The following is a 20,307-nucleotide window of genomic DNA, read 5'->3' as shown; positions in this document are numbered from 1 at the left end:
ATCATAAAAAGTCCAGATGCACGATTTGCTCGACAATTCGATTCGTGTGAATAGATTTTCGATCCGGAGCAACTAGTTTAATATTTAATCTCCAATTCGTACCGGTCGTATTTCTTTCAATTACGCCTCTGACCAGGCGTTTCAGGGTGAATGCGAATTCACTGCGCAATGTCTGAATCATCCCTATGATTCGAGATGCCGGCAATCAATTGTATTTATCCGCCGTGTTATCCAATGCGATGTTCGGTCTCTCGAAGGATGAAACCATGACTGTTTCGGGCCGTGCTGTTCTGAAGCGTTCCTTGGTAACGCTCGGAACCACCGTATTACTTTCGGCTTTCGTAGTTCACGCGCCACAGGCCGCGGCCGCCACCTCGGGACAGATCAAGACGCCCGCCGGGTTCTGCCTGGACAACAAGGGCGGTCTCACCGGACAGAACAATCCCGTCCAGATCTGGGATTGCAACGGTACCGGCGCGCAGACGTGGACCGGTACCGAGGACGCCACGATTCGAGTGCAGGGCCGATGCTTGTCACCGGCATCGGGCTATGCGGCGGCCGGCGTCGCGTTGACGACGTGGGCGTGCAACGGCAAGCCCGCGCAGCAATGGTCGATCCGGGGGGACGGCTCGATCTCGTTGCTGCAGAAGACCGGCCTGTGCATTCAGAATTCGCGTGAGGTCAACGGAAACCGACCGGTGTTGGCGAAATGCAACGGCTCTGCTGCTCAGAAGTGGATCACCGCGACCACGCCGTTTCCGACGACACCGCCCACGACGCCACCCCCCACGACGCCACCGACCACTCCGTCCACCACTCCCAGCGGGGTGGCAGCGCCGGTGGGCGACCTACCCGGTTGGAAGCAGATCTTCGTCGACGACTTCGCGAAGCCTTCCGCCGTCGGCAGTTGGGCCAACGACTGCGATCCCACCAAGATCGTCTACGGCGGTGCTCAGAATCAGCAGTGGCGTACGTACCCCAAGTGCTACAAGGACACCTATCAGAAGCGCCCGTACCGAGCGGACGCCGTGCTGTCCACGCACGACGGCCTGCTCGATTACGGATTGCACAATGTCGACGGTGTCCCGGCCGGTGCCAGCGTCTCGCCGGTGATCAACGCGGCAGGGCAGAACCAGACATACGGACGATACACAGCGCGATTCAAGGTCGACTCGGCAACTCTGGCCGAGTACTACGTTGCATGGCTGCTGTGGCCGCAGTCCGAAAGATGGCCTGCGGACGGCGAAATGGACTTTCCCGAAGGAAGTCTCGCGGGGCAGGTCGGCGGATTCCATCACTACTCGGGTGCCGGTTCGTGCGTCGGCGGCTGCCAGGACGTCGCTCGGAACATCGGCGCGAACTTCACCGATTGGCACACGTACACCATCGAATGGTCCCCGGGTCGCGTTCGCTACATCCTCGACGACACCGTGGTTCTGGACAGCACCAAGTGGGTTCCCTCGGGTCCGATGCGCTGGGAACTGCAGACCGAGACCAACGGCACCGGAAACAGCAACGGGCATCTGTTGCTGGACTGGGTTTCGGTATACAGCTGGGTAGGCTGACCCGGCCGCGTACCCAACCGACTGGGGCGTGCCATCGAGAGAAGGGGAGCGTCGATGACGGTCGACAAAACCGGTGCCGAGGTCGAGATCGCCCAGCAGGCGGACAGGTTCACGATTTCGGTCGAGGGCACGCAGGTCGGCTTCACCGAGTTCGCCGACGACGAGCAGGGCAGGCGCGTCTTCTTCCACACCGAAGTGGATGCGGCCTACGGCGGACGTGGTCTGGCCACGATCGTCGTTCGACACGCGCTCGACGCGACGCGTTCCGAGAACAAGCACGCCGTCCCGATCTGTCCGTTGGTGGCCGCGTTCGTCGGCGAACATCACGAGTACGACGACATGGTCGAGCCCGTCACGGACGATATTCGGCAGTGGTTGGCCGACCAGCAGGGATGATTCGTCGACCGATCGCCGGCGACGTGCGACGATCTGCACCATGACCGATCCCGGACACCGCCCCGGTGGCACCCATCTCTACCGTCGGTTGGTCACCCGGTCCGACGGCCCCTTGACGCCCGTTCGGGCGGCCAGGAGGCTCTCGGCGTACATCTACGGCAACATCCTGGTCCTCGCCGCGGTTGCCGCCTCCACGCCGAGTTCCATCGGGCACGGGACGGCGGCTGTTCTCGTAGCGGCCACTGCGGCAACGACTTTTCTCGCGCATGTATTCGCCGATTTCGTCGCCGGGAGCCAGATACCGGAGGCGCACGGTGATGCGACGGACGAACAGCGCACGTTCGAGGCCATCGAGGAATTCCGGGATGCCGTCCCCATTCTGAGCTCCGGGACGTTTCCGGCGGCGATGCTGGCGCTCGGGTGGCTGTCGGTGCTTCCGGCACAATGGGCCGAACTGCTGGCCGGTGCGGTGATCGTCGTACGAATCGCCACCATACCGATTGTCACGGAACGAGTTCGCGGGAACCGTCCGACGTTTCGGGCCCTGGTGATCGGGCTTGCCACTGCCGTCGTCGCGGCGCTCATCGTGCTGGCGAAAGTCTTCTTGGGTCACTAGCTGCCCCTCGTGGACGGATCAACCGCCGAACTCTGCGTGCAGCTCCGGCAGAAACCCTGCGAGGTGGTTCATCTCCTGTCCGCAGTGCAGCAGCAGATCTCGGGCGAGGTCGAGTCCGAGAACGAGGTCGCTCGGATCCACGGACGTACCCCGGCGAACTGCGCACACGGCCTGCTTCGGATCGGGAACGTGCAATCCTCGTAGGTTCAGATAGAAGCGGCTGCGCATCTCGGCACCGCCCTGTACCGGCCGAACCTGATGGGCGAGCCAGCCCAGATCCACCGGTGCGATGGAACTTCCCACTCGGCCGAAGACGACCGTCTGGTCTGCGGGAACGTCGAAACCGTGTGCAACAGGGTCACGGAAGCCGATACCCAGCTGCTGAAGCTTCGGGCCGACGTACTCGTCCACGAACGATGTGTTGCCGATGTACTTCGCCCTGTCCTGAATCGCGTGGACCGTGCGGTCCTCGGCGAGCGCGGCGTGGAGGTGGGCATCGGGGTGCCACAGTTTGTAGCGGGCCGCCTCGGCGGAATGCCAACCGAACCACCAATCCCACATCGCTGCCGTGACCCGGGGCATCGCGGTGCGCACCGCCACGAACGTCATGCCGTCGGCGCGTCGTCCGTAGCCGGTTTCGATCGCCGAATATCCCGTCGGCGCGAGATCGGTTGTGATGGAATCGAAGTGCGGGACCCACTCGGGCGCTATCGGCGGCCCCCCGACTGCGTCGGTCACGACGGCCGGTGCCGGTGTCGTCCGTGCGGCGAAGAAATGGGCATAGGGCCGTCCTCGGTCGATGTCGCGGTAGCCCTGGTACCGCTCGCCGCAGTCTTCACTCGAACCGGTGCCGGGAGTTGCGGCCGCTCGTGCCGCGGGGCCGAACACAGCCGTGGCTGCAGCCGCGGCGGCACCCACCATCATTTGTCGTCGCGACGGGCCGCGGCTCATCGGGCGGGGTTCCTCAACATCGGTTGAGACTATGACGTGACTTCGGCAACTGTCAATGGTGGGGCACTAGACTCCGTGGTATGAGTCCTGCCCGTCCCAAGGACGACGAGTCGAGAGTGCGTCGGCGCGACGAAATCGCCGCGGCAGCAATCGAAGTGTTGGCAACGCAAGGTTTTCGCGGCTTGACGCACCGGGCGGTCGACGCTGCAGCAGGATTGAGCCCCGGGTCGGTCAACTACCACGCGCCCACTCGCGGACGACTGTTGCACCTGGCGCTCGAGCTGTTGTTCGCCCGCGACTACGACACTGCCGGCGCGACCTTCGGTGGTCTGGTCGACGTCAAACCACTCACCGTGGACATCGTCGTGAACCGCATCATCGACTTCATCGAGGCGATGACCACCGGAGAAGCAACGAAAAGAGTGATCGCGCGCAGCATCCTGCTCGGTGAAGCGCAACATGATCGGGAAATCCGCGATCTGTTCGACTCTCAGCGGGCCGCGTTCGTCGCGTACACCCAGTGGATAGTCGCGTCGTTGGAATCCGAAGACCCCCAGGGGGATGCGGAGATGCTCGTCGTCATGATCGAGGGTCTCGTGGGGAGGCAGGTGCTGATCGGATCGCGGCTGCCACGTCCCGTCGTCGACCGAATGCTGCGCACGATCGTCGGCGCATCCCCGATGGTCACCGATTAGCCGATCAGCCACCGATCAGCCGAGCAACGAGTTCCGTTCGGTGTGGGTGAACGTGAAGATCGTTGCACCGAAGCTGATGAGCGCAGTGAGCAGTAGCACCTGCGGCCCGGTGATCACGACGCCGATGAACGCACCGACAGCACCTCCCGCTGCGAAGGAGCCCAGAAGCGTTGCGTAGCAGAGCCAGTCGTAGTGTGTTCCGCCGCCGAAGAGGTGACGCTCGATTCCCTGGCCGAGCTTGACCACCGTTCCGGTGACGTAACTGAGCGGGATGTACGTCTCCTCCTTCTTCGTGAACGCGGTGTTCAACGCGCCCAGCGCGAAGGCGACGAGGAGGATCGGGTAGAAGTTCACATTTGCCGACGACCACCCGGAGACGGCGATGTCGATCAGACCCGCCGCTCCCAGCGCAACGGTGGTCAACACCGTCGCTCCATGGGGGTGGTTGGACCAGTAGCGGCGCCGACAGATCGACGAGACGATCACGCCGCCGAGAAACGCGGCCATGAGGGCCAGTGCGGCCCAGGGTGACGCCCCCGGTGCCACCTCCTTGCCCTCCGGATGGCCGAAGTGTCCGACGACGGCTCGTTCGGTGTTGCCGGTCATGAAGGTCACGAAGTAGCCGGCGGAATGCAGGAACGCGACCGCACCCACCATGCCTGCCAGTCCGGACAGGATCCAGGACAGACGAGCTTCGGCGCCGACGGCTGTTTCGCGGCTGATCGCCAAGGGGGAAGTCATGACTCGATTCTCCGGGCGTGAGCCGCGGCGGCAAATCTTTGAGTCATCGGTCACACAGAGACAGTCGGGTGGGTGCTCGCCACCATCCCGCGGTGCATCACCCGGTTGCCGACCACCCCGCTGTGATCCGCGCGGTGCATCACACACCTGTTGTCCCACATCACCATGTCGTCGGGGGACCAGTTGTGCCGCAGCAGGTTGTCCTCCCTCGTCGAATGCCCCACGAGGTAGCGAACGGTGTCTCGTGCTTCGTCTTCGGTCAGTCCGCTGACCGCGACACAGCGAGCGGGCGCGGACAGCGACAGCGCGGTGCGTCCCGATATCGGGTGAACGGCGAAGAGGGGATGGTCGGCGGAAGAATCGGAATCCGACGCCACGCCGGTCACTCTGTGCGTCACCGTGCGCCCGGCCAAATGCTCCTTCATTTCCGCTGGAAGCGTCTCGTATGCGGCGTATTGGTCGCTGAACAACGTACTGCCGCCGGCCGCGGGAACTTCGACCGCGCGTAACGCGGTGTAGGCGGGTGGATTCGGAATGTAGGTGGTGTCGACGTGGAACGTGGACTTCGGCGGCGTGGAGCGGCCGACGTTGCTGATGACGTTCAGATCCGGACAGTCGGGAACAGGCGTCTCGCCTTCGGTGAACATCAACTCTCCGAACCGGCGCAGGAACGCCAGGAAGCGCTGATCGTCGACGGGCTGGTTCGGCAGGATCAACACCCCGTGTTCGGCGAGGAGCTCTCGAAGTTGCTCTATTGAAACCGATTCCAAGTTCAGATCGGCCATCTCGATTCCCAACGTCATGACGACGACTCCTTCACCGGCAGTTCTTCGAGCGCGAATGCGAACAAATCTTCGACGGTGATGCCCGCGGCTGCGGCCATCACCGCCAACACGCTGGACGGCGAATAGGAGCAGTAGAGGCTGGCTTCGAGAAACCACGGCTCGCCGTCCGGGTCGATGCGAAAGTCGAACAGGCCGTAGTGCCGACATCCCAGTGCGATGTGACTCGATCGTGCTGCTGCCCAGACTTTTTCGGTGATCGGATCCGTGACGTCGACCGTCCAGGCTCTGGTCTGCTCTTTCGCCACCAGGTAGAGATCGCCGTCGGATGTGCGATTCAGCTTGTCCGCACTACTGCGGACGGAGTCGACGGCGTACTCCTCGAGGGGCAAGCACACGAGTTCGCCATCTCGGACGATGATCCCGCACCGAACTTCACGACCCAGTGGAACGTACGTCTCCACCAGTGCAGCAGGCGAATACGTCAGAGCCTCTCGAATCGCGGGTGCCAGCCCGTCGGACCCGTGGACCAGCGAGACACCCATCGAGTTGTCCGAATCCACGGGCTTGACCACGACCGGCAGGGCGAGGTCCATCACGTCGTCGGCGGATCGGACGACCACGCCGTCGGGAACACGCACGCCGGCTGCCGCGACGACGGCGCGGGCGCGGGCCTTGTTCGCCGTCAACGCCATGAGGTCCGGACCGTTGCCAGGGTAGGGCACGCCCAGTAGGTCGAACAGGCTGCGGTACGTCGTCATACCCGGCATGCAGAACATCTGCGGAACCATGACGTCGAAGTCGCGCGCCGCGATGAGCTCCACCGCCTGTGCCAACGGCATCTGCTGCGCCGCAGCGATACTCGAATCCTCGAGACCGGTGGGAAAACTCCAGAGGCCGCCCGGGGAGACGAATGCGATCTCGAAGCTGTACGCGGGGTTCGTGCCGAGCGCGTCAAGGAAGCCGCCGGCGTAGACGCGAGAGAGGTCACTGTGAAAGCGGTCCACCGAGGACCCGACGAGCACCACGACCGACAACGTCATCAGTCGCCTCCGTTTTCCACGAGTTTTCCGATGTTGAAATCGATTCGGGACCAGCCACGCCGCTCGCGGAGGTTCCGGATCAGCAACGACGGAATCTGAAGATGATGTACCAACAGATACGGCAGGGGATCCCAACCGGTGAGGATGGCGTCCTTGCCTCGAAAGATGGTGCGGAGCCGAGATACTCGATCACCCTCGGTGATCAGACGCCACAGCTCGTGGTAGATCCAGTACGTCGGCCGGGCCGTCGCACGCGGCACGATCTCGGCATGTCCGTCGTCGAGGTACGCGGCAGCCAGGTCGGGGTGGTCGTAGAACATCGTGATGGCCGAGTGGGTGCGCGGGTTGCATTCGATGGCGTAGATCCGGCCGTCGGCGGCGGACTCGATGAAGTCGAACGACAGTTGCCCGGTGGTGTCGAGCGAAGAGACGAATGTCTCTACCCAGCGCAGGATTTCGGGCTTGTCCACCATCTCGTAGTTGACCTGGAAGGCGGACGACACGCAGCAGCCGTACACCTGCAGGCGACCCTCGCGCACCGTGCCGTGCGTGCAGTACTCCTGTCCGGCGATGAATTCCTGCAGGATCCACGGGTCGTCCTCGGTGATGTGCAGGCTCCGGGCGAACGAGGAGTTGCGTTCCGGCGTGTGCGCCGTCAACCGCGTCAGATCCATTCGGCCGACCGGGTTGTACGTGATCCGTTTGAGGATGTACTCACGGCCCGGCTCGAAGTCGAATTCGTCGATCTGGGCTGGGTCGGTGATGCGCTTGAAGTCGGGAACCCGGAGTCCCAATGACGCTGCGTGCTCGGAGAATCGGGACTTGTCGTCGACCATCCGTACGGTATCCGCGTCGCCGTGGATCACCTCGCAGTGCGCATCGAGGAGTGCACGCGCGTCGGCGTCGTGAATACTCGCGGCCGGGCTTGCCACGGGCACGAAGACGTCGACGCCCTCGCGGCGCACGATGTCCAGCAGAGCCTGCGCATATCCCGAATCACCCGGGTCGGGAATGCAATGGAAACGGTCGACAGCGCGGGAGAAACGATGTCCGGTCCAGCGGTACTTCGCCGATTCCACGAGGATCACCCGATGGCCGGCGAGATGGAAGGACCGTGCGAGTTGCAAGGCTTTGGTCATCTTGCCGCCACTGATCAGAATCGTTCTGGGCGAATCGGTTCGATGGGCGACGGGCCGGGTACCGCGCAGCGCCGCCACCCCCACCGCCGCGAGGTCGACGGGGAGGGTGACCGTGAGGCCGATCAGCGCCGCAACGGTGCGGATCATGTGCGCCGGATCAGTGTCACACCGTCGCGCAACGGAATCAGAACCTGTTCCACGCGAGGGTCGTTCGCGACATAGTCGTTGAACTCGGCGATGGCCCGGCCGTTCTCGTTCGGCTGCGGAGCGTAGGGCTGACCCTGCAACAGCGTGTTGTCGACGGCGATCACGGCACCGTCGGAGAGCAGATCGCTCTCGAGCAGGTACTCCACGTACCCGCGGTATCCGCTCTTGTCGGCGTCGACGAACACCAGATCGAACTTCCCGTCGAGCCCGTGCAGAGTATCCAGCGCAGGCCCTACCTGCACCGAGATGGCAGATCCTGCAGTCGATTCCGCGAAGCAGGACTGCGCGAACTCGGCCACGTACGGATCCACCTCGCAGGCGACGACCTCGCCGCCCGCGGGCAGCGCCTCGGCCATCGCCAACGCCGAGTAACCGGTGAACATACCGATCTCGAGCACCCGAGTCGCCCGCGTCATGTGCACGAGAAACGCCAGGAAGCGTCCCTCCACATGGCCGGAGAGCATCTCCATCTCCAGGGGCCCGGAACCGGAGACCACGTTGCGTGATCCCCAATCCGCAGAGCGGGTCCGCGACGCCAACGTGGCCAGTGCCGCAGATTCGGAGGTGGTGCAGGTGTCGAGATACGGGTCGAGTCCCGCGGCGAGATCGAGGGCCCGATGAACACGGGTGGTCAGCTCGTCGGTCACCCCGGCGTCGGCGTCGAGTAGCGCGGCTATCTCGCTGAGCTCGCGCGCCAGGATCGTCGTCGGGGTGACCGGACGCGGCGTCATGGCTGCATCGGTCACGGCGTGGGTGCGGTGAACATGTCGAGACCCTCGCCTGCCCGTGGGAAGTCCAGACAGATCTTCTTGTGCAACGACAGGACGTCGGCCAGTTCGCGAGGTTCCAGGTCGTTGAGGAAGCGGCAGGTGCCGATCGGGTCGGGCACCGCGGCGCGCAGAATCCCGTCCCGAGTCTTGAGGATGGATGCTGTTGCCTCGGTCAGCAACTCGGGTGTCAGGTACGGGCTGTCCAACGCCAGTCCGATGCTGCTCATGACTCCGAGCACGCGGTCTCTATCGGCCGTCGACAGGTGGCCACGTTGTTCGGCGACCGTCGTCGACAGGGCCATGTCGATGTTGATCGCGTGGCCGTGGAAGAACGGCGCGGGCGGCGTCAGCTCGAGCGTGGGACTCCACGTGTGCCCGAATGCAATGACTCGGTCGAGGTCGATCTCGTGCAGGTTGGGTGCCTCGAGCTCGAGCATCGTCGCGATTGCCGAGTACGTCAAACGGTCTGCGACCGAACGCAACTCAGGAGTTCCGTCGAGGTGGCCGAACCGGGTGCGTAGCAGTTCCGGGCCGTACTGCTCGAGCAACTCGAAGATCTCGAGGTTGCCGACCACGGAGATCTTGATGAGCTCCGCCATCCCGTTGCGGACCTGATCCTCGGGCAGTGTGCCGAGGAAGGAGAAGTCCAACAGCACCTTCTGTGAGGCGTGGTAGGCCCCCAAACGATTCTTGTGCTTGCCGTAGTTGACGGCCACCTTGATCGAGACGCTCGCATCGATCAGGCCGATCAACGTGGTGGGAATGCGGATGTAGGGAGTGTTTCGGCGGTAACTCGCGCACGCGAAACCGGCTACGTCCGTGGTCAATCCACCACCCACCACGAGGACCGGCTCGGTTCGCACGAGACCGAACGCGTCGAACTCGCCGACGATGCGCTCGAACGTCTCGAGTGATTTCGCGGTCTCCGCAATGTGGACCGGCACCACCGTCAGGGCGATGCCGTGGTGATCGAAGTATGCACCGATCCGGTCGCCGTAGATGGCGTGCACCGATTCGTCGACAACCATCAGGGCGCGCCCGTACGGACGGTAGCTGTCGGCCAATTCGGTGTTCTCGATCGCGAACACTCCGTCGACGTAGATCAAGTCGTATTCGATCCGCTCGTATCCCTCGACACGAAACGATCTGTCGCCGGCGACGACCTGGGCCTGAAGATTACTCACTTGTTGCTCCTGAGATGGTTGAAGGATCAGGCAAAATGCTCACTCCGCAGGCTCCGCTCAGGCTGAAATCAGTGCGCGGACGCGCTCGGGATCGAGTGCATCGACGGTGTCGGTGGCCGAGCCGAAATCGGTACCGGCAGTGTTCTCGTTCGGGAACGCGACACAGGTGACGCCCGCTGCCGCTGCCGCCTGCACTCCACCGGCGTTGTCCTCGATGGCCACACTGTCGGACGCGTTCTCGCCCAACGTCTTCAGGGCAAATTCGTACGACGCGGGGTCGGGCTTGCCTGCGTCGACCGAGGAGGCGTCGACGATGATGTCGAACGAATCGGCGGTGAGCTCGGGAGACAGGGCAGCGAGCAGTGCGTCGATGTTCTCTCGCGAGGTCGTGGTCACGAAGCCGACCTTCAACCCGTTCGCTTTCGCGGAGTCGATCGTGTCGGCCACGCCCGGTCGCGTCTTGACGTCGGATTCGCCGATCAATCGCTGGAAGATCTCGGACTTGGTGGCGTGCACTGCGGCCGCGTCCACCTCGGTTCCGGTGCTCGACGCGTATTCGCTGATGCGGTCGGCACCGCCGTTCGATCCGAGCATGGACCGGTAGTCGTCCTGCGACCAGTTCCAGTTCAGATTGTGGGCGGCGAAGGCCTCGTTGAACGAGCGTCGCTGTAGCTCGGAGGTGTCGACGAGAGTGCTGATGGAGCCGAACAGAATTGCGGGCATGGGTGCCTTTCGGAGCGAGAGACGTTGTACCAGCAAATGTCTCGCGCCAGCGCGATGGGTGGGTTGGTTCGGGGGGTATGCCCCATCGGCACCGAAAGGGAAACCTTCGAATTTTCTACCGCGTGCTCGCCTGTTCGCCGCGCAGTATCGGAGCCGCCAGAACCGTCGGTGCGGATCGCCCGCGAAGGGTCACGGACCGACCCGATTCCCACAGTTGCCGCTCGTCCGAGGTTGCGTGTTCGAGCACCGTCGACGATGTGAGCACGTCGGTATCGGGGTCGTCTTTTGCGAGATCGGTGAGCCGCGCAGCCTGATTCACCGTGTCGCCGATGACGGTGTACTCGAAACGGGACTCGGCCCCGATGTTGCCGGCGATCACCGGCCCGTACGTGACGCCGATACCGATCTCGAATCCGCCGTCGGCTCGAAGCGCGGCGGCGAGGGTGCGTGCAGTGCGCAGCGCCGCGGTGGCCGGGTCGGGATGATCGACCGGAGCGCCGAAGATCAGCAGGGCGGCATCGCCCTCGAACTTGTTGACGAAGCCGCCGTTGCGCTCGCCGTGTTCGACGACCACTGCGAAGAATCGATTGAGCAGGTCCACTACCGTCGCGGCGGATTCGCGCTCGGCCAGTGCGGTGGAGCCGACCAGGTCGATGAACAGGACGGCGACGGTTCGGTTTTCGCCGCCGAGACGGGGCGCGCTGGCCAACGCGCGCTGGGCGACGTCGTGGCCCACGTGCCGGCCGAACAGCGAGCGGAGTCGCTCCCGCTCGTCGAGACCGACGACCATCTTGTTGAACCCGTTCTGCAGTCTTCCGATCTCGGACGCGTCGTAGACGTCGACGCGGGTATCGGTGGCACCGGCCTCCACTCGCTGCATGGCAGAGCTCACCTGATGCAGCGGATCGGACACCGAGCGACCGACGAGGAACATGCCGCCGAAGCCGACGACGAGGGCGATGGCAGACAGCGAGACCATCGCGGGGGACAGGTCGACGTCCGGGGGTAGACGGTATCGATCAGTCGGCCGAGTCCGATCAGCCCGAGCCCCAGGATGGGAATGGCCGTGCTCAGTACCCAGATCAGGACGACGCGCAGTTTCACGCCGAGCGCCGCGGCGTCGGTGACCTCGCTGACTTCCATCACCGCGGCGGTGATCGGCCGCAGGGTGCGTTCGGCCACCAGGTAGCCCAGCGAGCAGGTCGCCAGTCCGCCGAAGCTGACGGCGATGGCCACGATGATCGACAGCGCAGCCCCGGCCGAGGCGTTGACGCCGACGAACACCGCAACACCGAGCGCCCACAACAGAACGTGCACGCCGAGTTGCCGGAGGGGTAGCCGGATCACGGCGATCGTGGTCTCGTCCGACGGCGTGCCGCCGGTGTGCAGCCACTCGACGAGCGGTCTCGCAACGCGAAGTCCGAGCGCGATCCCTATACCGATCGCGACCGGTAGGTATACGAAGAACGCGAGGTAATTGCGGTCAGGAGCGCAGCCTGCGGAGTGACCTCCAGAGCAGAACAGGATCTCCTCCGATCCGACCGGCAGCGGCAAGATGAACCGCGCCAACACGAAGACGATGACCGCCCCGATGGCGTTGGCCGACACCATTCCCGCCGCGTAGAGGCGCATCGGGGTGCGGGCGAGGGCGGACCTCAGTGCTGCGATCACTGGCGCTTCTTCGTTCTCTGCACGCTCGAACTCTAGGTGCCCCGACGAAAAGAATTCGGGCGATTCTGCCCGAGTGACTATCTGTGTCGACAAGTACCTGGTAATCTCCGTAACAGCTAACCACTCCTGTTCGACGATGAAAGGAACGACGGCGATGACCAGCACACTCTCCAGGAACGATGTCCTCGAGCCCGAGGATGTTTCCGCACGTTTGCTCGATTCCGCCGCCCAGCTGTCGTACGACCCGGCCGAAGAGGTCGACTGGGAGGCCGATCTCGATCCGTCCCTCTACGGTCTCAATCCGGAGTGGAGCACGCTCTACGGCACGAAGTTGTGGGACGAGATGAGCGAAGAACAGCGCATCACGCTCACTCGCCACGAGGTCTGCTCGATCATGAGCACCGGCATCTGGTTCGAGATGATCCTGCAGCAGATGGTGTTGCGCGATCAGTACTGCAAGGACTCGTCCAACTCGGATTTCCAGTTCGCGCTCACCGAGATCGCCGACGAGTGCCGTCACTCGATCATGTTCGCTCGGGCCTGCCAGAAGATGGGCATCAAGGCGTACCTGCCGCGCCGGTCGAGCATCGAACTCGGCCGCGGATTCAAGGCCCTGGCCTCCGCCGAGGTCGCCTACGGCGGCATCCTCGTCGCCGAAGAAGTTCTCGACGTCATGCAGCGCGACTGGATGCGCGGCGAGAACGTACTGCCCCTCGTGCGCACCACCAGCAAGATCCACGTCGTCGAGGAATCGCGACACATGACCTTCGCGCGCGCGCAGATGCGTGAAGACATCGAAGGCAAGAGTCCGGCTCGCCGCAAGGCCAGTGCGCTCGTCGTCGCGATCGCCGCTCGACTGATCGTGTCCAACATGGTCAACAAGGAGGTCTACGCAGCAGCGGGTCTCGACGTCGACCGTGCTGTGAAGGAAGCGAAGAACAACGCCCACCACCACACGATGATGCGCACCTCGAGCGAGCATCTGATGGCATTTCTTCTCGACTGCGGTTTGATCACCAAGCCGGCGGAGATGATCTACCGTCGTCTGCACATGCTCTGACCACACTGTTCGAGAAAACACTTTTCGAGGCCGTGAAGGACATCCGATAACCCATGCCGTTCGCGATCACGCAGAACTGTTGCAACGACGCATCCTGCCTGTCGGTGTGCCCGGTCAACTGCATTCATCCGACCCCCGACGAGCCGGATTTCGGTAAGACCGAGCTGCTCTACATCGATCCACGATCGTGCATCGACTGCGGTGCGTGTGCGGATGCGTGCCCGGTCGACGCGATCACCCGGGTGTCCCGGTTGACTCCGGACCAGCAGATCTACGCCGAGATCAACGCGGATTACTACCGCGACAAGCCGGCGGTTGCGGAGTGGGGTGAGCCGCGCTTTCCGGTGGCGACGGTCAACGAGCTGCCTCCGGTCAGCATTGCCATCGTGGGCACCGGTCCGGCGGCCTGCTACACCGCGCAAGCCCTGCTGCGCGTGCCGGGAACCACGATCACGTTCTACGACCGGCTGCCGACCGCAGGCGGTCTGGCGCGCTACGGCGTGGCACCGGACCACCTCGGCACTCGACGCATCAGCGAGCACTTTCGTGGAATCTTCGCGCACCCACGCGTGACGATGAAGCTCGGCATCGAGGTGGGCAAGGACGTCGATCACGTCGAGTTGGCTCGAAAGTTCGACTCCGTCGTCTATGCCGTCGGTGCCGACAAGGATCGAGCGCTCGAGATTCCCGGTGTCGATCTCGACAATTCGGTCAGCGCGCGCACCCTGGTCGGCTGGTACACCGGGCATCCCGACGTCCCCGCCGACGCCATCGATCTCACGGGCGTCGACCGCGTCACCATCATCGGCAACGGCAACGTCGCCCTCGACGCCGCGCGCATTCTCACGGCCGATCCCGATTCTCTGAACGGAACCGAGATCGCCCCACACGCGTTGGCAGAGCTCCGTCGCAATCGCGTGCGAGAGGTGGTCGTCCTGGCGCGACGAGGACCGGAGTTCGCGGCATTCACACGATCGGAGTGCAAGGCGCTCGTCGATCGCGCCGGAGTCGACGTCGTCGTGGCGGGACCGGACGGAATTTTCGACGCGATCGACCGGCTGCCGTTGTCCGCTCCCGCATCGGCGCTGGCCGGTGCGGCCCGGGTCGATCTCGGATCCGGCGCGCACGGGCGTCGCATCGTGTTCGCCTTCGGGCGGGCACCTTCTGCTGTGCACGGGCAGGGCTCGGTGGAGTCCATCGAGGTGGGAGTGGGTGAACACGCGGTCACTCTCTCGACGGAGCTGGTGCTGCTCGCGATCGGTTATCGCGGAACACCGTCGCCGGGCGTCCCGTTCGACGACATCACCGGCACCATCCGTAACGAGGGCGGCCGCGTCACCGCGGCCGACGGCACTCCGGTGCCCGGGTGTTACGTGGTGGGGTGGGCCAAGCGCGGGGCGACCGGTGGCATCGGCGACAACAAGATCGATGCCGAGGAAACAGCCGAGGCGTTGTTGGCGGATGTACCCACTCGAGGTATCCGGCCGCTGGGCTGGTACGGCAAGGTCAGTGCCGCCTTGGGAGACCGAGTGTCGCGAGCACGCTGACCGGTCGGTATTTCCCGGTTCTGTTCATGTTGTGTAGCAGTCTCATTCGAGTCTGAGCAATTCCGGCGCGCGGCAGGCCGCCCGGGGTTACCGTTGAGTATGGCTGAACGGGGGGCCAAGCCCCAGGTTTCTTTTGTGAGACGGACGATGCTGCGCGCAGTCCGGTCGTTGTTCAATCCGCTCCGGCCCGACGACTATCTGTCGATGATCAATCCGCTGTGGACCACTCGTGAGCTCCGCGGCAAGGTCGAACGTGTGGTTCCCGAGGGATCCGAGGCCGTGTCGGTGTACATCCGTCCCGGTTTCGAGTGGCAGGGTCACACGCCGGGCCAGTACGTACGGCTCGGGGTGTTGATCGACGGCCGCTATCACTGGCGGGCGTACTCGTTGACGTCCGATCCGGACCCGGAGGACGGGTTGGTCAGCGTCAGTCCCAAGCTCGTGCCGTCCGGCACGGTGTCGCCGTATCTGGTGGGTACCATCAGAACCGGCGATATCGTCCGGCTCAGCGAGGTCGAGGGTGAGTTCACGATTCCGAGTCCGGTTCCGGACAAGATGGTGTTCATCAGCGCCGGTAGTGGCATCACTCCGATCATCAGCATGTTGCGATCCCTGGATCATCACGACCAGGTCCGCGACGTGGTCGTGGTGCACTCGGTGCACAACCGTGAACAGTTGATGTTCGCGGATACGCTCGAGGAACTGGAAGCCAAGCACGGCGGACTGACGGTGAAGCTACGTATCACCAGTGACGAAGGTCGGATGAAGGCGTCGGAACTGGACGAACTGGTCCCGGATTGGCGTGAGCGAGAAGCATTCTGCTCCGGTCCGGGCGAGCATCTCGACGACCTGCGCTCGTACTGGAAAGACCAGGGCGAGTCGGAACGCTTCCATTACGAGAGTTTCCAGCCCGTCATCGGCGGTGGAGACGACGCTGGTGAAGGCGGAACCGTGCGCTTCGTCAACAGCGAGAAGGACGTCGAGTGCGACGGCGGCACAACGATTCTCGCCGCGGGCGAGGAAGCCGGCCTGGATTTGACGTACGGCTGCCGAATCGGCATCTGCCATACGTGCGTAGGTACCCTGAGGAAGGGGCGTTTACGTGACCTACGTAACGGGGATATCTCCGAACCTACGGGGCAAGCGGTTCGGATCTGTGTCAACACTGCTGAGGGCGACATCGAAATCGAACTCTGATCTTCCATTCGAACAGGGGAATGTATGTCTATCGACGAAACCACCAGGCGCGTCACCGACACCGATGAGCCGGTGAACCCGCTGGCGCACCTGAGTGACGAGACGATCGCCGAACTCGCCAAGGAGTTCGACGCCATTCACGACGAGGTGTACTCCAGCCTCGGTGACAAGGACCGCAAGTACATCACCTCGGTGATCGCAGCCCAGCGTCAGCTGCTGGTTGCCGGCCGCGTGCTGTTGCTCGGCTCCACCAGCAAGCCGGCGTGGCTGGCCGGCACCGCATGCCTCGGCATCGCGAAGATCCTCGAGAACATGGAGATCGGCCACAACGTCATGCACGGCCAGTGGGACTGGATGAACGATCCGGAAATCCACTCCTCGGTGTGGGACTGGGACACCGCGTCCACCGCCAACTCGTGGAAGCACTCCCACAACTACGTGCACCACACGTACACGAACATTCGCGGCAAGGACAAGGATCTCGGCTACGAGATCATGCGTATCGATCCACGTCAGAAGTGGAGCCCCGTCTACCTGGCCCAGCCGTTCTACAACGTGCTGCTGATGGCGTTCTTCGAGTGGGGCGTCGCCCTGCACGATCTCGACATCGAGGCTATCCGTCGCGGAGAGAAGCCCGTCAAGGAGCTCGTCGAGGACCTCAAGGGCATCGGCGTCAAGGCACGGAAGCAGTTCGTCAAGGACTACGTGGGCTGGCCGCTGATCAGTGCCGGGGCATTCGCGCTGGCGCAGCTCGCCTCGGGTGGTCGTCTACCCGAGAGCAAGAGGTCTCGCCTCGCGTCCAAGCTGCGGGGATCCGCGCGTTTCGGCAAGAACCGCCGGACGGCCGCCCTGTTGGACAGTCGGGTCAGTGGTGTCGAGAGCACGTTCCTCTCGACGGTGGCCGCCAACTTCACCGCCAACATCATTCGCAATGTCTGGTCGAACGCGATCATCTTCTGCGGTCACTTCCCGGACCAGGCATACACGTTCAGCCAGGAAGAGGTCGAGAACGAGACCCGCGGCGGATGGTACGTTCGCCAGCTCGTCGGCGCCGCCAACATCGACGGCGGACCGCTGTTCCACCTGATGAGCGGCAACCTGAGCTACCAGGTGGAACACCACCTGTACCCGGACATGCCCAGCACTCGGTACTCGGACGTCGCGCCGAAGATCAAGGACATCTGCGAGCGCTACGAATTGCCCTACAACACCGGGCCGTTCTTTCAGCAGTGGGGGATGGTCCAGCGGACCATCGCGCGATTGGCCTTCCCGGGTGGCAAGGTTCGGCCGAAGCCGGGCCCCTACCGTCCCGAGGAGAGCTGGCGTCGCAAGTTCGCCGAGGGTGCCACCAAGGACAGTGAGGCCGCCAAGACTCGCGGTCGCGTACCGGCCGAGCACCCCGCGGCGGGACCGGAGCACAACTCCGGTGGCGTCGACGTTCAGCCGCCGCCCCGTGGCGACGACTGAGTCTCGTTCCAGGACAGCTGGTAAGAACCGCGGCCACCCGATTTCCGGGTGGCCGCGGTTCTTTGTGTGTGTGTCGGTTGTGGGCCCTTACGCCATGTCGACATCCTTGGTCTCGATCAGTCTCTTGGTGCAGACCAGACTCAGCACCGACAGCAGAGCCAGCATCACGCCGATCGAGATACTGCCGAACGCGGCCGTGAGCGGTGCGGCAAGCATCGGCGGAATCGCGCCACCGAGAACGCCGGCGAGGTTGTAGCCCAAACCTGCTCCGGTGTAACGGAATCGGGTCTGGAAGAGCTCCGGAAGCAGAGCTCCGGTCGGGCCGTACGCAACACCGAAGATCGCGAGCGTCACGCACATGCCGATCACGAACGCGACCGGTGAGCCCGAGTCCAGCAAGGGGAACAGTGCTATCGACCACGGCACCGCGACGATGCACGCCGCCATGATGACCCGACGTCGGCCGACGCGATCGGAATAGGTTGCCGAGGTGGCGATGGCGATACCGAAGATCACCGCAGCGCCTATCCCGGTGACCAACACGAACGGGCGGTCGAACCCGAGGGTTTTGGTGCCGTAGCTCGTCAGGTATGCGGTCCCCATGTAGAAGAAGGCGAAGAGAGACGCCAATGCGCCTGCCGCAGTGATGATTTCACGCTTCTGGATGCGCCATGCGTCGAAGATCGGCAGTTTGGTCGGTGCCGAGTTCGCCGGAGCGTGCTCCTCGGCGAGCTTGTTGGCTCGAAAGACCGGAGTCTCTTCGATGGCCAACCGCATGTAGAGGCCGATGAGGACCAGAACAGCGCTGAGCAGGAACGGAATTCGCCACCCGTAGTTGAGGAAGGTCTCGTTTGTGTCGCCGAACAGCAGGCCGGTGGCGAGGAAGGTCGCACTGGAGAAGATGAACGCGGCCGAGGGTCCCAGCTGCGGGAACATCGCATAGAACCCACGCTTGCCGGCAGGTGCGTACTCGGCCGTGAGCAGCGTGGCACCCGCCCACTCTCCGCCGACGGCAAATCCCTGCCCGAATCTGAGCAGTACCAGAATGATCGGGGCTGCGACTCCGATGGTCGCTGCGCCGGGCAGTAGACCGATCGCGAAGGTGGACACCCCCATCAACAGCAGGGTCGAGATCAGGGTCTTCTTACGACCGATGCGGTCGCCGAAGTGGCCGAACAGCACCGCACCGACGGGCCTGGCGATGAACGCGACGGCGAACGTCGCGAACGACGCCACGGTGCCCGCGGTCGATCCGAGCGCCGGGAAGAAAATCGTGGGGAAGACGAGCGCGGCGGCAGTGCCGTAGATGAAGAAGTCGTAGAACTCGATCGTGGTGCCGATACCACTGGCAACCGCAACTCGGCGGACGCTCGTCTTCGTCTGCACCGCCGGTGGGGTCGGAGTGGCGACGCCCGGATCCTCGGGCGAGACAGCGGTCATGGTTCCTCCGTTTTTGTCGGGTATCGGGTATATGTGCGATACCGAATGCGACGAACGGTAGTGATCCGGGTCACCCGTGGGATACCCCCGAATGGGGGGAACGATGACCGCCCCACCCGAGCTAGTCCCAGTGGGCGGTCTCGACGGCAGCGCGATAGGTGTTCTCGAGAAAGGCGAGCAGAAGTGCGTCGGGGTCCTCGGCGGTGCGGACGGACTCGTACGGAAGTACGTACTGGCCGAGATCACGATCGAAGTACGCGGGGGCGGTGACGGCCGGATGACTGTCGTAGCCGTCCGGGTTCGGGTAGGCGTACGCGTAGAACGCGCCCTCCGCGGCCCCGCCCGGCCAGAACCCGGCGCTCGACACCTCGTCGCTGTATGCCTCGTGCATCACCCAGTCGGGACAGTTCGGAACACCACCGGGATGTTGTGGTGCAGGCCTTCCGGAGAATCGTGTGACAGCGAGATCGAAAGCGCCCCAGAAGAAGTGGACCGGGCTGGATTTGCGGCGGAAGCCGGCTCGAAACTCCGAGAACACCCGATCAGCGCTGACGAGCGCTCGCCAGAACTTCTGGACGGCATCGGCGTCGTACGACGCGTGCTCGACGTCCTCGGCGAACGGTGTCGCGTGTGGCAGTTCGACCGGCACTGCCACGATCGGAGCCTCCACGCCGAGCCCGGAGAGCAGATCGGTGTACTCGGCGTAGAAGTCGGCAACGGTTCGAGGCTCGAGCTTCATGGTTCGGCGCTCGCCATCGGTGGTGGCGAGGATCAACTGGTGTGCGAGAAAGTCGAAGCGAATCTCGAGGCCTCGATCGCCGAGCGGCATCAGCGACGTCGTCAGGCCCGAGGCGTCGACGTACAGCGCAACTCCCCACCAGTGGTTGAGCGGGGGAGACAACGCCATTCGGGTCTTGCCGACTATCTGGGTCCACAGTTGCACCGTGTCGCGCGTGTCCGCCCAGCTGTCGACTCGAAGTTCGGGCCACGCGTCGTACGAATTCGTCATATGTCGATGATGCACGGACGAGGGGAACCAGACCATACCTGTGCCGAGATGCCGGGGCAGCACCTCAGGCGCGCCTCAGGGTTCGTCGGTACGGTCGTCGGCAG

20 protein-coding genes are annotated in these 20,307 nt (G+C 63.8%); 8 read left to right on the top strand and 12 right to left on the bottom strand.

All coding sequences use genetic code 11. From position 1 onward, the window contains the following. The first annotated feature begins 266 nt into the window (after positions 1 to 266). Genes VF34_RS23730 through VF34_RS23720 form a run of 3 tightly spaced genes read left to right on the top strand, consistent with a single transcriptional unit; the run spans position 267 to position 2,577 of the window. The gene (locus VF34_RS23730; protein ID WP_032375088.1) at positions 267 to 1,565 is read left to right on the top strand and encodes a glycoside hydrolase family 16 protein; all 1,299 of its coding nucleotides are present in this window, start codon (positions 267 to 269) and stop codon (positions 1,563 to 1,565) included. Positions 1,566 to 1,619: 54 nt separating this feature from the next. Further along, on the top strand, positions 1,620 to 1,961 hold the full coding sequence (locus VF34_RS23725) for a GNAT family N-acetyltransferase (protein WP_032366803.1): 342 nt from the start codon (positions 1,620 to 1,622) through the stop codon (positions 1,959 to 1,961). Positions 1,962 to 2,001: 40 nt separating this feature from the next. Next, the gene (locus tag VF34_RS23720; RefSeq protein ID WP_045842080.1) at positions 2,002 to 2,577 is read left to right on the top strand and encodes a hypothetical protein; all 576 of its coding nucleotides are present in this window, start codon (positions 2,002 to 2,004) and stop codon (positions 2,575 to 2,577) included. Positions 2,578 to 2,595: 18 nt separating this feature from the next. Here the strand turns inward: VF34_RS23720 and VF34_RS23715 are convergent, their stop codons facing one another. After that, entirely contained in the window at positions 2,596 to 3,528 is a 933-nt protein-coding gene (locus tag VF34_RS23715; protein ID WP_230595363.1) for a DAPG hydrolase family protein, read from the bottom strand. Positions 3,529 to 3,608: 80 nt separating this feature from the next. Here VF34_RS23715 and VF34_RS24440 point away from each other — a divergent pair, with 80 nt between their 5' ends. Continuing rightward, on the top strand, positions 3,609 to 4,223 hold the full coding sequence (locus VF34_RS24440) for a TetR/AcrR family transcriptional regulator (protein WP_051365040.1): 615 nt from the start codon (positions 3,609 to 3,611) through the stop codon (positions 4,221 to 4,223). A 15-nt stretch (positions 4,224 to 4,238) separates the two neighbouring features. Here VF34_RS24440 and VF34_RS23705 read toward each other — a convergent pair whose 3' ends face one another. The 9 genes from VF34_RS23705 to VF34_RS24430 all read right to left on the bottom strand — a co-directional run bounded on the left by VF34_RS23705 (position 4,239) and on the right by VF34_RS24430 (position 12,483). After that, positions 4,239 to 4,964: a YoaK family protein gene (locus VF34_RS23705; protein ID WP_045842079.1), complete on the bottom strand. Its 726-nt coding sequence runs from the start codon at positions 4,962 to 4,964 to the stop codon at positions 4,239 to 4,241. Positions 4,965 to 5,014: 50 nt separating this feature from the next. Continuing rightward, positions 5,015 to 5,767 carry a TauD/TfdA dioxygenase family protein gene (locus VF34_RS23700; RefSeq protein ID WP_032374851.1) on the bottom strand — a complete coding sequence of 251 codons (753 nt, stop codon included), beginning with the start codon at positions 5,765 to 5,767 and terminating at the stop codon, positions 5,015 to 5,017. Then, complete coding sequence (locus tag VF34_RS23695; protein WP_032374850.1) at positions 5,764 to 6,789, bottom strand: D-alanine--D-alanine ligase family protein; 1,026 nt, start codon at positions 6,787 to 6,789, stop codon at positions 5,764 to 5,766. The genes VF34_RS23700 and VF34_RS23695 overlap by 4 nt, the downstream gene beginning before the upstream one ends. Continuing rightward, on the bottom strand, positions 6,789 to 8,075 hold the full coding sequence (locus VF34_RS23690) for an ATP-grasp domain-containing protein (protein WP_032374849.1): 1,287 nt from the start codon (positions 8,073 to 8,075) through the stop codon (positions 6,789 to 6,791). Before VF34_RS23690 ends, VF34_RS23695 begins: the two co-directional genes overlap by 1 nt. After that, the gene (locus VF34_RS23685) at positions 8,072 to 8,881 is read right to left on the bottom strand and encodes an O-methyltransferase (RefSeq protein ID WP_230595361.1); all 810 of its coding nucleotides are present in this window, start codon (positions 8,879 to 8,881) and stop codon (positions 8,072 to 8,074) included. Before VF34_RS23685 ends, VF34_RS23690 begins: the two co-directional genes overlap by 4 nt. Beyond that, on the bottom strand, positions 8,878 to 10,089 hold the full coding sequence (locus tag VF34_RS23680; RefSeq protein WP_032374848.1) for a sedoheptulose 7-phosphate cyclase: 1,212 nt from the start codon (positions 10,087 to 10,089) through the stop codon (positions 8,878 to 8,880). Before VF34_RS23680 ends, VF34_RS23685 begins: the two co-directional genes overlap by 4 nt. A 57-nt stretch (positions 10,090 to 10,146) precedes the next feature. Further along, positions 10,147 to 10,812 carry an HAD-IA family hydrolase gene (locus VF34_RS23675; protein ID WP_032374847.1) on the bottom strand — a complete coding sequence of 222 codons (666 nt, stop codon included), beginning with the start codon at positions 10,810 to 10,812 and terminating at the stop codon, positions 10,147 to 10,149. Between the two features lie 115 nt (positions 10,813 to 10,927). Then, on the bottom strand, positions 10,928 to 11,791 hold the full coding sequence (locus tag VF34_RS24435; protein ID WP_052063087.1) for an adenylate/guanylate cyclase domain-containing protein: 864 nt from the start codon (positions 11,789 to 11,791) through the stop codon (positions 10,928 to 10,930). Next, positions 11,701 to 12,483 (bottom strand): hypothetical protein, encoded by a 783-nt coding sequence (locus VF34_RS24430; RefSeq protein WP_052063086.1) that lies wholly within the window; start codon positions 12,481 to 12,483, stop codon positions 11,701 to 11,703. The genes VF34_RS24435 and VF34_RS24430 overlap by 91 nt, the downstream gene beginning before the upstream one ends. Before the next feature lie 154 nt (positions 12,484 to 12,637). Here VF34_RS24430 and VF34_RS23665 point away from each other — a divergent pair, with 154 nt between their 5' ends. The 4 genes from VF34_RS23665 (at position 12,638) to VF34_RS23650 (ending at position 17,754) form a co-directional block, all read left to right on the top strand. Next, entirely contained in the window at positions 12,638 to 13,543 is a 906-nt protein-coding gene (locus VF34_RS23665) for an AurF N-oxygenase family protein (protein ID WP_027495752.1), read from the top strand. A 53-nt stretch (positions 13,544 to 13,596) separates the two neighbouring features. Further along, positions 13,597 to 15,090 (top strand): FAD-dependent oxidoreductase, encoded by a 1,494-nt coding sequence (locus tag VF34_RS23660; RefSeq protein ID WP_032374846.1) that lies wholly within the window; start codon positions 13,597 to 13,599, stop codon positions 15,088 to 15,090. Between the two features lie 99 nt (positions 15,091 to 15,189). Further along, positions 15,190 to 16,287, top strand: coding sequence for a ferredoxin reductase (locus VF34_RS23655; protein WP_045842078.1), 1,098 nt, complete (start codon positions 15,190 to 15,192; stop codon positions 16,285 to 16,287). A 24-nt stretch (positions 16,288 to 16,311) separates the two neighbouring features. After that, on the top strand, positions 16,312 to 17,754 hold the full coding sequence (locus VF34_RS23650) for a fatty acid desaturase family protein (protein WP_027495754.1): 1,443 nt from the start codon (positions 16,312 to 16,314) through the stop codon (positions 17,752 to 17,754). An 87-nt stretch (positions 17,755 to 17,841) separates the two neighbouring features. Here the strand turns inward: VF34_RS23650 and VF34_RS23645 are convergent, their stop codons facing one another. Together VF34_RS23645 and VF34_RS23640 are read right to left on the bottom strand one after the other, a co-directional pair. Then, positions 17,842 to 19,194, bottom strand: a complete 1,353-nt coding sequence (locus VF34_RS23645) for an MFS transporter (protein ID WP_027495755.1) — start codon at positions 19,192 to 19,194, stop codon at positions 17,842 to 17,844. A gap of 121 nt (positions 19,195 to 19,315) precedes the next feature. Beyond that, positions 19,316 to 20,203, bottom strand: a complete 888-nt coding sequence (locus tag VF34_RS23640; RefSeq protein WP_032374845.1) for a DUF5996 family protein — start codon at positions 20,201 to 20,203, stop codon at positions 19,316 to 19,318. Positions 20,204 to 20,307: the final 104 nt, after the last annotated feature.

It is taken from the genome of Rhodococcus sp. PML026, assembly GCF_000963615.1.
Taxonomy (GTDB): Bacteria; Actinomycetota; Actinomycetes; order Mycobacteriales; family Mycobacteriaceae; genus Rhodococcoides; species Rhodococcoides fascians.
Note: the sequence above shows the minus strand (reverse complement) of the source record. Positions and strands in the feature narration are given on the sequence as shown.